The 13,591-nt window shown below is 71.9% G+C and carries 12 protein-coding genes and 1 pseudogene; 3 read left to right on the top strand and 10 right to left on the bottom strand.

All coding sequences use genetic code 11. The features are described from left to right. Window positions 1-4 precede the first annotated feature (4 nt). The 3 genes from Prum_RS30215 to Prum_RS30205 all read right to left on the bottom strand — a co-directional run bounded on the left by Prum_RS30215 (window position 5) and on the right by Prum_RS30205 (window position 2,321). A complete protein-coding gene (locus Prum_RS30215) occupies window positions 5-622 on the bottom strand; it encodes a class F sortase (RefSeq protein WP_173079561.1) in 618 nt (205 codons plus the stop codon). 22 nt (window positions 623-644) lie between these two features. Beyond that, window positions 645-1,100 (bottom strand): hypothetical protein, encoded by a 456-nt coding sequence (locus Prum_RS30210; protein WP_246278185.1) that lies wholly within the window; start codon window positions 1,098-1,100, stop codon window positions 645-647. A gap of 132 nt (window positions 1,101-1,232) precedes the next feature. After that, window positions 1,233-2,321 carry a cellulose binding domain-containing protein gene (locus tag Prum_RS30205; protein ID WP_173079560.1) on the bottom strand — a complete coding sequence of 363 codons (1,089 nt, stop codon included), beginning with the start codon at window positions 2,319-2,321 and terminating at the stop codon, window positions 1,233-1,235. A gap of 79 nt (window positions 2,322-2,400) precedes the next feature. Here Prum_RS30205 and Prum_RS48865 point away from each other — a divergent pair. From Prum_RS48865 to Prum_RS30195, 3 genes and pseudogenes are all read left to right on the top strand, one after another. Continuing rightward, a pseudogene (locus Prum_RS48865) lies at window positions 2,401-3,078 on the top strand (hypothetical protein); the annotation flags it as partial. Between the two features lie 39 nt (window positions 3,079-3,117). Next, the gene (gene trmB / locus Prum_RS30200) at window positions 3,118-3,810 is read left to right on the top strand and encodes a tRNA (guanosine(46)-N7)-methyltransferase TrmB (RefSeq protein WP_218577761.1); all 693 of its coding nucleotides are present in this window, start codon (window positions 3,118-3,120) and stop codon (window positions 3,808-3,810) included. Window positions 3,811-3,860: 50 nt separating this feature from the next. Further along, the gene (locus Prum_RS30195) at window positions 3,861-4,823 is read left to right on the top strand and encodes a C40 family peptidase (RefSeq protein WP_173079559.1); all 963 of its coding nucleotides are present in this window, start codon (window positions 3,861-3,863) and stop codon (window positions 4,821-4,823) included. 122 nt (window positions 4,824-4,945) lie between these two features. Here the strand turns inward: Prum_RS30195 and Prum_RS30190 are convergent, their stop codons facing one another. From Prum_RS30190 to Prum_RS30160, 7 genes are all read right to left on the bottom strand, one after another. Next, window positions 4,946-5,620 (bottom strand): hypothetical protein, encoded by a 675-nt coding sequence (locus Prum_RS30190; protein WP_173079558.1) that lies wholly within the window; start codon window positions 5,618-5,620, stop codon window positions 4,946-4,948. Window positions 5,621-5,731: 111 nt separating this feature from the next. After that, the gene (locus Prum_RS30185; RefSeq protein WP_218577397.1) at window positions 5,732-8,581 is read right to left on the bottom strand and encodes an AfsR/SARP family transcriptional regulator; all 2,850 of its coding nucleotides are present in this window, start codon (window positions 8,579-8,581) and stop codon (window positions 5,732-5,734) included. Between the two features lie 61 nt (window positions 8,582-8,642). Further along, a complete protein-coding gene (locus Prum_RS30180; protein ID WP_173079557.1) occupies window positions 8,643-10,376 on the bottom strand; it encodes a multicopper oxidase family protein in 1,734 nt (577 codons plus the stop codon). Continuing rightward, window positions 10,328-10,819 carry a hypothetical protein gene (locus Prum_RS30175; RefSeq protein WP_173079556.1) on the bottom strand — a complete coding sequence of 164 codons (492 nt, stop codon included), beginning with the start codon at window positions 10,817-10,819 and terminating at the stop codon, window positions 10,328-10,330. Before Prum_RS30175 ends, Prum_RS30180 begins: the two co-directional genes overlap by 49 nt. An 84-nt stretch (window positions 10,820-10,903) precedes the next feature. After that, on the bottom strand, window positions 10,904-11,695 hold the full coding sequence (locus Prum_RS30170) for a hypothetical protein (protein ID WP_173079555.1): 792 nt from the start codon (window positions 11,693-11,695) through the stop codon (window positions 10,904-10,906). Further along, entirely contained in the window at window positions 11,682-12,455 is a 774-nt protein-coding gene (locus Prum_RS30165) for a flavin reductase family protein (RefSeq protein WP_173079554.1), read from the bottom strand. Before Prum_RS30165 ends, Prum_RS30170 begins: the two co-directional genes overlap by 14 nt. Then, complete coding sequence (locus Prum_RS30160; RefSeq protein WP_173079553.1) at window positions 12,409-13,587, bottom strand: acyl-CoA dehydrogenase family protein; 1,179 nt, start codon at window positions 13,585-13,587, stop codon at window positions 12,409-12,411. The genes Prum_RS30165 and Prum_RS30160 overlap by 47 nt, the downstream gene beginning before the upstream one ends. Window positions 13,588-13,591: the final 4 nt, after the last annotated feature.

Genomic DNA, 13,591 nt, shown 5'->3' with positions numbered 1-13,591 from the left:
TGTATCACGCGTCTTTGGTCTCCACGAGCGACGCGAACGCGACGATGTTGTCGGCGTACCCGATGCTCCCGCCGACCCACCGGCCACCGCAGGTGATCAGGCGGAGGGCGGGACGGGTGTAGTCGCTGTACACCCGGTCGGCGGGCAGTTTGGCCTTGCCGAAGCGCTCGACCGAGTTGACCTCGAAGATCGCCACCGACCGGTCCCGCCGGGTGACCTCGATCCGGTCGCCGGCCTTGAGCTTCGGCAGCGAGTAGAAGATGGACGGCCCATCCTTGGTGTCGGCGTGGCCGACGATGATGGCCGGCCCGAACTCGCCCGGCGTGGGGCCGCGGTCGAACCAGCCGGCTTCGTTGTGCCGGTGCACCGACGGCACCGAGATCGAGCCGTCGTCGGCCAGCCCCACCCCGTGCACGGGGGCGCGCACGTCGATCGACGGGATGGCGATGCGGATCGGCTGGCTCGGCTCCAGCACCGGAAACTCCCGCGGCGGCGGCTTGGACCCGCTCGCCGGCCGGTCCCACAAGCCGCCGTGCTCGCTCAGCCCGGCGCCGACCGCGAGGACACCGGCGAGCCCCACCACGATGGCGATCGGCCCGGTCAGCGACTTCGGTCTCTTCACGCCGCCCGCCGCCGGCGCAGGGTCACCACCCCGAGTACGGCCGCGACCGCGATGGCGACGAGCCCGCCGCCGACCAGCAGGCCGCGGGAGCCGTCATCGGCCATGCCACCGAAGCCGGTGGCCGGCCCTCGCTCGGCTGCCCGCTGGCCAGGACGTTGAGCCGGGCCGTCGCGGTCTCCCCGCCGGCGCACCGCAGCCGAACGGTGTACCGGCGCGCGTCCTTGTCGGCCGGCACGGTCACCGCGGCGGTGAGCACCTCGAACTGCGGATAGACCTTGACCTCGCCGAACGCGTCGGACTCGACGGTGGCCGGCTGGCTGTTGTCGTCGCAGCTGGCCCGGATGCCGACCAGGTAACCGGCCTGCACGGTCTCGGGGCTGAGCTCGACGTAGATCGCGGCCGCCCGCGCGGGAGCCGCCACGAACAGCACCGCGGCCACGGCCAGCAGGGCCGCCCAGATGGTGCCGCGTCCGCCCATGCCCAGATTCTCCTCGTGATCACGGCCGCCTTCAAGTCGCGCTAACGCTCGATAGCGACCGTGATCACGGTGTGCTAAGTGGAGCGTGCACAGCGCGCCTAAAGGTGCCGCTGCGCACGCTCCACGAGCAGGCTAGGTCGCGGTGCAGGTTGGTGTGGGTGCGGTGTTTGTGCCGGTCCAGCTGCCGATGAAGCCGAAGTTGACCGAGGCGCTCGGGCCGACCGCGCCGTTGTAGGCGGCGTTGGTCACGGTCACGTTCGCGCCGCTCTGGGTGTGCGTGCCGCCCCAGATCTGGGTGATCTGCTGGCCGTTGGCGAACGTGAAGCGCACCGTCCAACCCCGGGTCGCGGCGGTGCCGGTGTTGCGCACGGTCACCTCGCCCTGGAAGCCGCCCTGCCACTGCCCGACGATCCGGTACGTCGCGGCGCAGCCACCCGGCGGCGCGGTGGTCGGCGGCGCGCTCGTGGGCGGGGTCGTCGTGGGTGGCGCGGTGGTCGGCTGCGTGGTGGGCGTGACCCCGCGCAGGGCGGCGGTCAGCGCCGGGTACCACTTGTCCGACATCTTCTGGTCGCCCGCGGCGTTGGGGTGCACCCCGTCGTACGTGTCGCTGGCGGTGCTGAATCCGGTCCACTGGTCGACCACGGTGATCGGCGACGCGGTCGTGGTCTTGCCGGCGGCCCAGCCGGGGATCGCGTTGTTGAGTGCCACCGTCCGCTGTGCGCACTCGGCGCAGGAACTCGGATTCATCGGGATGATCTTGGCGACCAGGACCCTCATGCCGGGGTTGCTGGCCCGCATCTGGTCGACCAGCTTGCTGTACGCGGCCAGGATCGTGGCCGGGTCCCGATTGCTCCACACGTCGTTCGTGCCGAAGTGCATCAGCACGATGTCCGGACGGGTCGCCGACAGCCAGCCCACGAGTTGGTTCTGGTCGGCGACGGCGGTGACCAGGGCGCCGCCGTGCCCCTCGTTGTCGCCGTCGTGGGCCTGCCCGCAGCCCTGCGGCGGGAGCGTGCCGACGAAGTCGACGTCGGTGAACCCGGTGCTCTGTAGCCGGTTCCAGAGCAGGGAACGCCAGCAGCCCGGTGAACCCGTGATCGAGTCGCCGAGCGGCATGATGCGGACCGGAGCCGCGGCGGCCGCCGGCGGTGCGGAGACGGCGAACGCCAACGCACCGAGCAGCCCGGCAAGAGCCGCGCCCAGGAGAGACCTTCTCAACATGTGCTGCATTGAAACATGTAGATGTAGCTAACTCAACCGGTTCAGGGGCGGACTTTGTCGTACCCGCGGATTAGTATGTATGTACGAAAGCAAGCGATCACGCCTAGTCACAACTAGGCCGAGTGAGGAGATTGCTGTGATCGGCGCCCCACCCCCGTACGCCACGCTGCTCGCCTTCACCCGCTATGTCGGGCGCACCGGCCCAAGCAAGGCCACCTTCGTCTCCGGGCTGCGCCGCCAGCGCGAGTCCGGCTCCGGCTTCAACCCGCACGGCTCCCTGGTCAAAGCACTCAAGGCGGACATCCAGTTCCGCACCGAGGGCGCCCACCTGACCGCCGTCATCGACGTCGTCCGGCCCCGCTGGCGGCCGCTCTACGAGGCGCTGGTCCCCGGCGCGATCTCGTACCTGAAGTCCCTCGGCGACCCGGCCAAGGTGGGGCTCGCACAGACCCACGACGCGCTCGGCGTCCTCGGCGGGCTCTCCCTGAAGGTCAACCCCCACCTCGGCCTGCGCTACGACGACGGCAACGCCGAGGCGGTGCGGCTGCACTTCGACCCCGAGCCGCCGTCCGACGAGGCCGTGGTGGCGACGCTGCACCTGATGTCCCGCCACATGCGCCAGATGTTGCCGCGCGCGACGCCCGTCCTGGTCGACGTGCGGCGCGGGACGGTGCACCGGCCCGACCCGGCCATCCGGTCCGGCGATGTGGAGCGCTGGCTGGCCGGCGAGGCGGCGGCGTTCGCCGCGATGTGGGCCCGGCCACGGCGGCAGCCAGCTAAGTATGCTCGGGAGGTCATGACTTCAGTCGCACACCCGGCCCGCGTCCGGACCTTCCACCCGCGCCGCGGCCGGATGACCGGCCGCCACGCCGACGCGCTCACCAGGCTCTGGCCCGTGTACGGGGTGCCCATCCCCGAGTCGCCCACCACCCGGCTCGACCCGGCCGCGCTCTTCGGCCGCCGGGCACCGCTGGTGCTGGAGATCGGCTCGGGGATGGGCGAGGCCACCGTTGCCATGGCCGCCGCCGACCCGGGCCGCGACTACCTCGCCGTCGACGTGCACACCCCCGGCATCGCCAACCTGCTGGCCGTCGTCGAGGAGCGCGGGCTCACCAACGTCCGGGTCGGCCTCGGCGACGCCGTGGAGCTGCTGCGGCACATGCTGCCCGCGGCGAGCCTGGACGCCGTACACGCGTTCTTCCCGGATCCGTGGCCGAAGTCCCGGCATCACAAGCGGCGGCTGATCCAGCCGGCGCACGTCGCGCTGCTGCGGTCCCGGCTGGTGCCCGGCGGCGCGCTGCGGTGCGCGACCGACTGGGCGGAGTACGCCGAGGCCATGCTCGAGACGCTGCGCGCCGACCCGGAGCTGGTCAACGAGCATGACGGCTTCGCGCCGCGGCTGGCCGACCGGCCGCTGACCAAGTTCGAGCAGCGCGGCGTCGAGGCTGGTCGGGAGATCTTCGACCTGGCGTTCCGCCGCCGGCACTGAGGTATCCCGGCGTTGATGTATCCGCCGTGTATGTCCGCCACCCAGACTCCATGGACATGTTGGACACCTCGCCGCGCTCGCGCGTCAACGGCCACGCCACGGCCTCCTCGCTGACCGACGTCCGCGCCGTGGCTGTCGCCGGCGCCAACCTCTGGACCTCCCCCGACGCGGTACGCCCGCTCGATGCCTCTGCCGTGTCCACCCACCCTGACCTGCGGCGCTGGGCCGGTGCGCACGACGTCGAGGAGCGCCGGGCGCTGTGGGGGCGGGTCAACAGCCAGCTGCTGCTCGGCGAGCCGGTGGCCGTACACGAACGGGTCGACGGCTGGGTGCGGGTGACCGCGCCCTGGCAGCCCTCGGCCGCGGACCCGCGCGGCTACCCGGGCTGGCTGCCCGAACGCCAGCTCGCCGAGCCCGCGCCACCGGCCACCGGCGGCCTGGCGGTGGTGGTCGTCGCCCCGACCACCAGCCTGCGCGACGCCCCGGCCGGCCGGGTGACCGTGCCCGACGTGAGCTTCGGGACCGTGCTGCCGCTCCTCGACGAGACCCCCGGCTGGCAGGAGGTGTCCGTGCCGGGCGGCGGCCGCGGCTGGCTGTCCGCCGCGCACACCCGGCGCCGGCCGGTCGGTGGCCGGCCGCCGACGGCCACGCAGATCATCGTGGCCGCTCGCCAACTCCTGGGTACGGCGTACTTCGTGGGCGGTACGAGCGGGCTGGCGGTCGACTGCTCCGGGCTGGTCCACCTGGTCTACCGCCGGTTCGGGGTGACCGTGCCACGCGACGCCGACGAGCAGTACGCCCTCGGCGAGCCGATCGACCCCGCCGACGCCGAGCCCGGCGACCTGCTGTTCTTCGCCTCCGCTGGCGCCGCCCGCTTCGACCACGTGGCCATCTGCCTGGGCGGTGACGAGGTGCTGCACGCCTCCCAGGGCGCCTGGCAGGTCCTCGACGAGCCGCTCCCCGCCGCCCGCCGCGACGACCTCTGCGGCGCCCGCCGCTTCCGCCGCGGCTAAGGACTTCTCCGTCGATCAAGGACTTCTCCGCCGATCAAGGGCAAACGGTCGTGGTTCGATCTCCATTCCACGACCGTTTGCCCTTGATCGACGAGAAAAGCCTTGATCGACGGGAAAAGCCCTCAGCCGGCTACCGGGTACTGGGCCACGCTCCAGCCGCGGTAGCTGACGTGTGCGGTGTAGCTCGCGACGCCCACCCCGCCGTTGACCGAGGTGCCGATCACCTTGCCCTCACCGAGGCTGATCGCGACATGCCCGGTGCCGGCGGAGTTGTGGTACCAGACCAGTGCCCCACGCGGCGGGATCCCGCTCGTGTGCAAGTAGCCATTAGCCTGGATCCAATCTCCACCGATCTCGGCCGTGTTCCATCCCGAGTACGACCAGCCGTACGCCTGCGCGGTGAACGCGAGGCACAGGTTCTCGTACGACGCCGAGCCGAGCCGCGCGAACGCCCACGAGATGGCCGCGTTGGCGCCGCGCGGGTTGGCCCGGGCCGGGCTGCCGACGTAGGCGCACGCGTTTTCGACGTACCCGTCCGACCCGGTGTTGACGTACGCGTCGGAGACGAAGCCGCCGTTCGACAGCATGTCCCAGACCGTGCTGGTGCCGTAGGTGCCGGTGACCGCGGTGCCCTCGGTCTGGCACACGATCGTGACGGTGGCCCCGTCGGCGACCGTGGTCCACGCGTCGTACGAGGTACCCGGCGCGGCCCGCACGGTCAGTGCTGAGCCGGCGGTGTTGACGGTTCCGGTCGCCGCGAGGGCGGGCCCGGATGTCCCCAGGAGTACGGCTGTCACCGCTGTCGCGGTGACGGCGGTTCCTCGTAGGAACCGCCTCGGCGCAAGCGAACGCATGCCCGCAGTCTCATCGCCGTCGATACATGACACATACAACGCATGATCAAAGGACTAGCCGAGCGCGCGCAGGCGGGCGGCGACCGCGGCCGCCGGGCCGGGCGCCTCCAACTCGCGCCACGTGTCCAGCGCCCGCGTCAGGTACTCCTGCGCCGGGCGGGTGCGGCCGGCCGCGTCGTGCCACTCCCCCAGCAACGCCGCGATCGTGGCCTCGGCGCGCCGGTCGCCCATGCGCTGCAACACGCTGAGCGAGTCGGTCAGAAACGCCCCGGCCCGCCGCGGATCCCCGAACCGCAGGTGCAGCTCGCCGATGCTCTGCCGCACGTACGCCGCACACGCGTCGTCGCCCAACTCCTCCAGCAGGGCCAGCGCCCGATCCAGCTCCACCTGCGCGCGATCCGGCCGCCCCCACTCCTGCCGCAGCATCGCCAGGTGGTGCAGCGCATTGGCCTCGCGGTGCCGGTCGCCGATCTCGACGGCCATCTCGTAGGCCGTGGTCAGCCAACGCTGCGCCTCGTCGCGCCGGCGCAGCGCCAGGTGGACCAGCCCGATCGAGCCGGACACCACGGCCTGGTTGGCCCGGTCACCGCCGCGCGTGAACGCGTCCAGCCCGCGCCGGTACAGCCGCAGTGCCCGGTGATGCCGCCCCTTGACCCGGTGCACGGTGCCCTGCCCGCACAGCGCCAGCGCCTCCCCTGCCTCGTCGCCGGCCCGCACGAAGAGCTCCCGCGAAGCGTCGAACGCGGCGGCCGCCTCGTCGTACCGGTCGTGGTAAAGATGCAGCTGCCCGATGTCGCGCAGCAGGATCGCCTCGCCGTGCGCGTCGCCCACCCGACGGGCGCACGACAGTCCAATCTGGTGGGTGCGCCACCACACGTCGCGATGCGAACGCAGGTCGAAGAACGGCGCCAGCGCCGCTGCGATCCGCCACGCGTGACCGTCCAAGCCGGACAGTGAGGCCAACTCAACCGCCGACACCAGCGCGGCCCGCTCCGCCTCGAACCAGGCCATCGGATCGGCCACCAGCCGCTCCGCGCCGTCGAACGCCGCCTGCGGCGGCGCGAAGGACGCACCGAAGAAATGCACCGGCATCCGGTCCCGGGCCTGCGCCGCCAGAGCCAACCACCCATCGAGTACGCGGACCGTGGCGGCCCGCCGTTCGAGCGATCCTTCCTCGTCGGCGCGTTCGACCCCGTAACAGCGCAGCAGATCGTGCAGCCGGTAGCGGGCCTGGCCGGCGACGTCCATCCCGACGAGCTGCAGCAGGTTGGCGTCCACGAGGACGTCCACGGTGTCCTCCGAGTCGGACCCGATGAGCGCGGACACCACCCACGCCGGCACCGGGCCAGGACCGAGCGTGCCGAGCAGCCGGAACGCGCGAGCGGCTGCTGGCGGCAGTAGCCGGTAGCTCAACTCGACGCTGGCGCGTACGGCCAGGTCGCCCGCGCGCAGCTCGTCGAGGCGGTGCCGTTCGAGGCGGAGCCGGTCGGCGAGCACGGACAGCGACCAGCCCGGCCGCTGGGCCAGCTTGGCACCGGCGATCCGGACGGCGAGCGGCAGGTGCCCGCAGGCACGCAGGATTTCCCGGGCGCTCTCCGGCTGCTCGACCACCCGCCGCCGGCCGGCGACCCGCCCGAATAGCTCCTGCGCCTCCTGCTCGGTCAGGACGTCCACATTGACCTGGAGCGCGCCGGTCAGCTCCGGCAGCCGCTGGCGACTGGTCGCCACTACCGCGCAGGCGCCGGCGCCGGGCAGCAGGGGCCGCACCTGCCCGGCGTGCGCGACGTCGTCGAGCACCAGCAGCATGCGGGCGTCGGCCAGCCGGGACCGCAGGAGCGCGGCACGGGCCTCGACACCGTCGGGAATGACCACATTGGACACACCGAGCGCGCGCAGGAGCTCGGCCAGCACTTCGCGCGGATCGCGTGGCGCCTCGGTGGTGCCGCGCATGTCGACGTAGAGCTGGCCGTCCGGAAACGAGCCGCGCACGGCGTGTCCGGCGTGGACGGCGAGCGCGGACTTGCCCACGCCCGGCGCGCCCGAGATGGCGACCAGGGCCGGCTGCGGGCCGCCGGTCAGGTGTGCCACCACGCTGTCGACCAGCGCGGACCGGCCGGTGAAGTCGGGCGGATTCAACGGCAGCTGGCAGATCGGCCCGGCGGCGGGCGGGGTGGCGCCGAGGACCGTGTCGAACGCCGCGCGCAGCTGTGGGCCGGGCTCCACGCCCAACTCGTCGGCCAGGACCTGCCGCGCGTCCGCGTACGCCCGCAGCGCCTCGGCCGTACGCCCGCTCGCGTGCAGGGCCAGCATCAGCCGGCGCCAGAACCCCTCGTGTAGCGGGTCTGCCGCCAGCAGCCCGCGCAGCTCGGCAGCGGCGACGTCGGGCTGGCCCAGCCCGATGCGAATCTCCATCGCCAGCTCGACGAGCGACGTCTTTTGCGCGGTCAGCCGGCTGGCCACCGCCTCCCACGCAGAGCTGCCCGGCAGGTCTTCCAGCAGCCGCCCGCGCCAGAGGCCGATCGCCTCCTCCAGGAGCCGCAGCGCGCCGGCCGCGTCGCCGCCCTGCCATGCCTGGCGCGCCCGCGCCGCCCGGTCCTCGAACAGGGTCAGATCCAGCGCATCCGGGTCGACGCGTACGGCGTACCCGTGCGGTTTTGTCATGATGGCGTCGCCGGACAGGCGGCTGCGGAGGCCGCGCACGTAGGTGCGGAGATTGGCCACGGCGGACGCCGGCGGCTCGGCCGGCCAGAGGACGTCGACGAGCACGTCGGTGGAGACCACCCGGCCGGGCTGGAGCAGGAGCGTGCCGAGGAGGATGCGCGGCATCCGCCCGCCCAGGGGCAGCATGTGACCGCCCGCCAGCACCTCCAGCGGGCCCAGGACCCGGTACGAAAGGTCCGGCACGAGACTTGATCGTAGGGTGAAGAAGGGCACCCGGCTAGGTGCCCTTCTTCATTGCGGAGGGTCAGGAAGCCTTCACTACAAAGCGCGCCATCATGGCCATGTCCTCATGCTCGAGCATGTGGCAGTGCAGCATGTACGGCCCGAGGTGGTCGGTGAACGTGGTGAGGACCGAGAATCCCGTGTTCGCCGGGATGAAGAAGGTCTCCTTCAGCGCGGACTCGTAGGGCTGGACCGGGATCGCGGCCCCTTGTGTCGGGTTCCCGCTGGCGTCGAGTACCACTTGGAAGCGGCTCACCAACTGCCAGTCGACGTCGTGCAGGTGGATGGAGTGTGGCTGGGGCGAGACGTTCATGAACGTCCAGCGCTCGGTGGAGTTGAGCACCGGGTCAGCGTCGATCCGGTTAGGGTCGAACGCCTGGTTGTTGATCGTCCACTGTGTCGGCGTTCCGGCGGCGTTGGTCACCGCCCGCAGGACGAACTGGCGGTCCTTCGTGGGAGTGGGGAACGTCGGAGCCGGTCGCAGCGTCGCCGGTACCGAACTGGTCTCGGTGAGGTCCCGGTTGACGCGGAACTGCATGAGCTCCTTGGGCGGGTTGCCGGGGGTGGCGGGGGTGTTGGTGTCCATCAGGACCACGTTCTGGCCGAGGAGACCGGCGAAGTCCAGGACCACCTCGACCCGCTCGGCCGGCTGCAAGATGATGGACGTGCGCTGGATCGGGGCCGGCAGCAATCCGGCGTCGGTGCCGATCTGGGTCATCGGCGCCCCGTTGCTGAGCGCCAGGACGAGCGGGCGCCGGTTGGCGGCGTTCAGGATCCGGACCCGGTACTTGCGGTCGCCGACGTCGAAGTACGGCTGCGGCCGGCCGTTGACCAGCCACGTGTCGCCGAGCGTGCCGACGATGCTGAACGTGTAGGGGATCTGGTTGTTGGCGTCGAAGGTCTTGTCGGCGATGACCAGCGGGACGTCGAATTCGCCCTTCGGCAGGGGCAGGGCGGAGTCGAAGGCGTCATCGAGAATGAACATGCCCGCCAGGCCGTTCCACACGTTCCGGCCGGTGACGTCCATCCGGTGGTCGTGGTACCACTGCGTGACGGCCCACTCCGGCTCGCCGCGCTCCAGGTGCTCGTACGTGTACGTCCGCACGCTGCCGCGCGGAATCAGGAAGTCATTCGGCTGCCCGTCCTCACTGGGCCGGGAGTGGCTGCCGTGGTGGTGGATCGTCGCCCTGTCGAAGGTGACGGGTAGGTCGTTGCGGAAGCTGATCCGGCTCGTCTGGCCGCTCGGCCGCCGGATGGTCGGGCCCGGGTAGATGCCGTTGTACGTCCACATGCGGGTGGGCGGCCCGGTCGGCATGATCTGGACGTCGGCCTCCCGCATCTGGAGCGTGACCTCCGCACCCTGCAGAACGGGCGGGATCCGCAGCGGCACGCTGTACGGCACGACGGCTGCGCGGGCCGCCGACGAGAGGACGAAGTTGCCGACGGTGATCAGCAGGAGGGCGCTGCCCGCGGCGGCCCAGCGGGATCGGGCCCCGACCGGCCTGATTCGGCGCCGCGGCACCGGCACGGGCGCCCGGGACGCGAGGAACAGGCCGAGGAACGCGATCGGCGCACCGACCAGCAGCACGATGAACGCGTCCTGCACGGCGTAGGCGACAGTGTCCGCGCCCAGGCTGGCCTTCTCGTTGGGGTCGAACGGCGCGTTCATCGCCGCGCTCGCCTCCGCGGAATGGCCGGTGGTGTTCATCATCTTGTGGTGGGCCTGTGCGACCGCGTCGGCGTCGAACGTGCCCATCTGGACTTCGAGGTCGCGGCACTCCGCCGCGGTGTAGATGGCCGGGCACGCGTCGCTGTACTGGATCGCCGCCAGGTTCGGCTCGATCGCCGGGGCGCCCAGCGGTCGAGCGCGGCCCCCTGGACCGGTGCGGTCGCCAGCAGGAGCACGGCGAGGAGCCCGACGGTGGCGCCGGCCTGCGCCGGCACGCGCCAGGATCCGCCGTTGTGCCAGCAGCGCCGGCGGGCCAGCCAGGCGGCGCCGCCGACGGCCAGCAGTGCCAGCGGCAGCGCCAGCAGCGCGGTCACCAACATCTGTCGTGGTCCGGTCCGGCCACCGCCGGCCAGGACGTCCGGTGGCAGGATCCACCACCAGAGGGTCACTCCCACGGTCAGCAGCAGCGCGACGCCCAGCGCGTCGCGCACCCTGCCGACCGCGGGTCTCTTTGCGGTCCTCGTTGTCACGGGCCTCAACTCCTTCTCCCTCGTCGGGGTTTTCGGGCAGCATCGATCGCCCGGCGACCGCGCCGGGTCCACAGTGGATCCGTGCTAGCGGACGAACACCTCGCGCTGGAAGTAGTCCGCCCGTCCGCTGTCGTCGAGGAACTCGTTGAAAATCACGAACGGCAGGATGCCGATGTTGAACCGGGCCTGCACGTGCACCCGCATGAAGCCGTGGTCGAAGGAGGCGAAGAAGGCGGGTCCGCCGTCGGTGGCGCGGATGTCGGCGTAGTGCGGCGCCCCGGGCTCCGCCGCGGAGCGGCCGCCGCCGGTGACGCTGATGTCGGTGTAGAGGGTGATGGGCACCTCACCCCAGTCGATGGGGCCATCCGGTCCCGCGGCGGTGACCCGCAGGCACGGCTGTCCGTCGCGGAGCGAGATGCTCACCTCGGGTATCCCCTTGGTGGCCGCGTCGGTGTTGCGCCACCGGGTCAGCAGCCGATCCGGCACGATCGGGGCCGCGAGCATGGGCAGCCGGTCGTCGCCCCGGGCGCACGCGGGGTCGTCGTCCGATGCGGACGGTGGCGGCAGATCGTCCGTCGACTGCGCTCCGCGCCGGTGCAGGAACTCGCGGGACAGGTAGTTCACCCGCCCGCTGCCGTCGGTGAACGTGGTGAACGCGGCGCACACCATGACGCTGTGGAGCATGTTGGCCTGGATCTGGGTACGGGCGTGGCCGAGGTCGAACGTCGCCCGGTAGCCGCACACGTTGTTGGACGTCGGCCCGTCGGCGTACAGGCCGTCGAGGGGCACCTCGCCCCAGTCCCGGATCACGCCAGCGTGCGGGTCGGTGGCCCAGGCGTGCGCCCGCACCTGCCCGTCGCGCTCAACGAGTTCCACTGTGGAGATTCCCCAGGTGCGGCTGTTGGCGTTGCGCCAGAGGCCAAGGAGGGGCTTCAGATCGATCGGTCCGATGCGGACCGACCCCCCGTCGGGGAGCCGATCGACTTCGCGGAGGTACTTTGCGGTGGTGTGCGTGGTGGCCATGCCGCCCCCTGAAATCGTTGTGTTTCAATGTGAATCTTATTCGGTTAAGCGTCGACTTAGGACCGTCCAGAACCCCCGGGGGTGGCCCGGCGGGACACAGATCCCAGTAGCCGCGCCGAAACCAGATGAACGGCGCGGCGGCGTGATCCTCCGCCTGCCAGAGCGGCCCGCCCATGACGATCACGTGGTCGGCGACCGGAAGCGCCTCCTGAACGGCGCACACCGCCACGGTCATCGCGCCGTGCAGCACGGGCACGCCGAGGACCCATCGGAACGGCACACCCGCGAAGCGCCGCGCCGGCTCACCCGTCGCGAACGTCTGGGCCAATCGACGTTGCGCCGCCGACAGCACGCATATCCCGAACTGGCCGGCGTGCTCGATCGCCTCCAGCGTGCGGCTTCGGGCGGCCAGTGACACCAGCAGCAGCGGAGGATCGGCCGAGACCGAGGCGACGGCGGTCACCGTGCAGCCGACCGGGTGTCCGGCCGCGGTACCGGTCACCACGGCCACCCCGGTCGGCCAGCCGGCCATCAGGTCGCGGAAGCGGGCCGCCTCCGCCAGCAGCTCAGGGCTTGAAGAACGACGCGTCATGGTGACGTCCCAGGGCTCCACGCCCGATCGTGGCCAGGATGTGGTCGTCGTTGTCGTGCCGGACGTAGAAGGTCAGGTCGCGCAGGATCCGCTCGACCGGGCTGGGTCGTACCAGGCTGCGCGCGCCGCACGTACGGATGCAGTGGTCCACGGTGGACAGCGCGAGGTGCTCGACGACGTGGCGGGCCCGGGTGCCGGCGAGGCGCGCCTCCTCGGCGTGCCCCTCGTCCCACAGCCGGGCCACGTGCGCCAGCCACAGCCGGGCGGTGTCCAGAGCGACGAGCATGCCGCCGACCCGCTGCTGGACGTACGGGTCCCCGCCCTTGTCCTGCCGTTCGACGTACCGCAGGGCGTAGTCGTATGCCGCCTGCGCCGCGCCGAGGAAGCTCGCCGCGTAGTGCGGGATGAACGCCGACTGCCAGCCCTGCCGGATGTAGTCACCGGGCTCGCCGAGCTGCCACGCGCCTTCGATCGGCGTGTGGTCGAAGTGGACGACGTGGCTGGCCGTCGCCCGCATGCCGACCGGGTCCCACCACGAGGTGTCCACGGTGACCGACGGGTGCCGCAGGTCGCAGGCGAGCAGCAGCACGCTGTCGCCGGCGGCCGCGTGCCGCGCACCGCCGGGGCCGGCCAGGCTCACCAGCAGGATGGCCCAGTCCGCGCCGGTGGCGCTGGTGGCGAACGCCTTGCTCCCGTCGACCACCCACCCGTCCGCGGTGCGCGCCACCGCCGTCCCGAAGCGGCGCGCCTCGCCGGGCTTGGGCGCCTGCGGCTCACCGCTCCACGCCACCCACTTCTCGCCGCGCCGCACCACGCCCTCGAACCAGCGCTCCCGCTGCTCGCCGGTGGCGAACGCGTCGAGGAGCACGAGCGAGTTCGTGTGGCCTTCCCAGCAGCGGGCCAGCGACAGGTCGGCCTTGGCCAACTCCGTCGTCATCAGCCAGAGCGGGTACGCGTCGCCGCGCAGTGGCCCCAGTCCCAGCCCGCCGTGCTCGACCGGGACGGTCGGGGCGTTGAGGCCGGCGGCGAAGAGGTCGTCCAGATCGGCGGCGGGGAAGGTGGCATCGCGGTCGTACTCGCCGGCCCGGTCGGCGAAGCGGTCCCGGGCCAGCTCGGCGACCTGGGTCACCGCCTTATCGATGTCGACTGTCATGGCG

Origin of the sequence: Phytohabitans rumicis (assembly GCF_011764445.1) — a bacterium.
In the GTDB taxonomy this organism is placed as follows: Bacteria; Actinomycetota; Actinomycetes; order Mycobacteriales; family Micromonosporaceae; genus Phytohabitans; species Phytohabitans rumicis.
This window is presented reverse-complemented; position numbering and strand designations above follow the sequence as displayed.

What these genes read in the sequence shown, in the direction of transcription:
- Prum_RS30210 (WP_246278185.1), bottom strand. Translation starts at nt 1,100, where the DNA reads ATGGGCGGACGCGGCACCATCTGGGCGGCCCTGCTGGCCGTGGCCGCG.
- Prum_RS30205 (WP_173079560.1), bottom strand. Translation starts at nt 2,321, where the DNA reads ATGTTGAGAAGGTCTCTCCTGGGCGCGGCTCTTGCCGGGCTGCTCGGT.
- trmB (WP_218577761.1), top strand. Translation starts at nt 3,118, where the DNA reads ATGACTTCAGTCGCACACCCGGCCCGCGTCCGGACCTTCCACCCGCGC.
- Prum_RS30195 (WP_173079559.1), top strand. Translation starts at nt 3,861, where the DNA reads ATGGACATGTTGGACACCTCGCCGCGCTCGCGCGTCAACGGCCACGCC.
- Prum_RS30180 (WP_173079557.1), bottom strand. Translation starts at nt 10,376, where the DNA reads ATGGGCACGTTCGACGCCGACGCGGTCGCACAGGCCCACCACAAGATG.
- Prum_RS30160 (WP_173079553.1), bottom strand. Translation starts at nt 13,587, where the DNA reads ATGACAGTCGACATCGATAAGGCGGTGACCCAGGTCGCCGAGCTGGCC.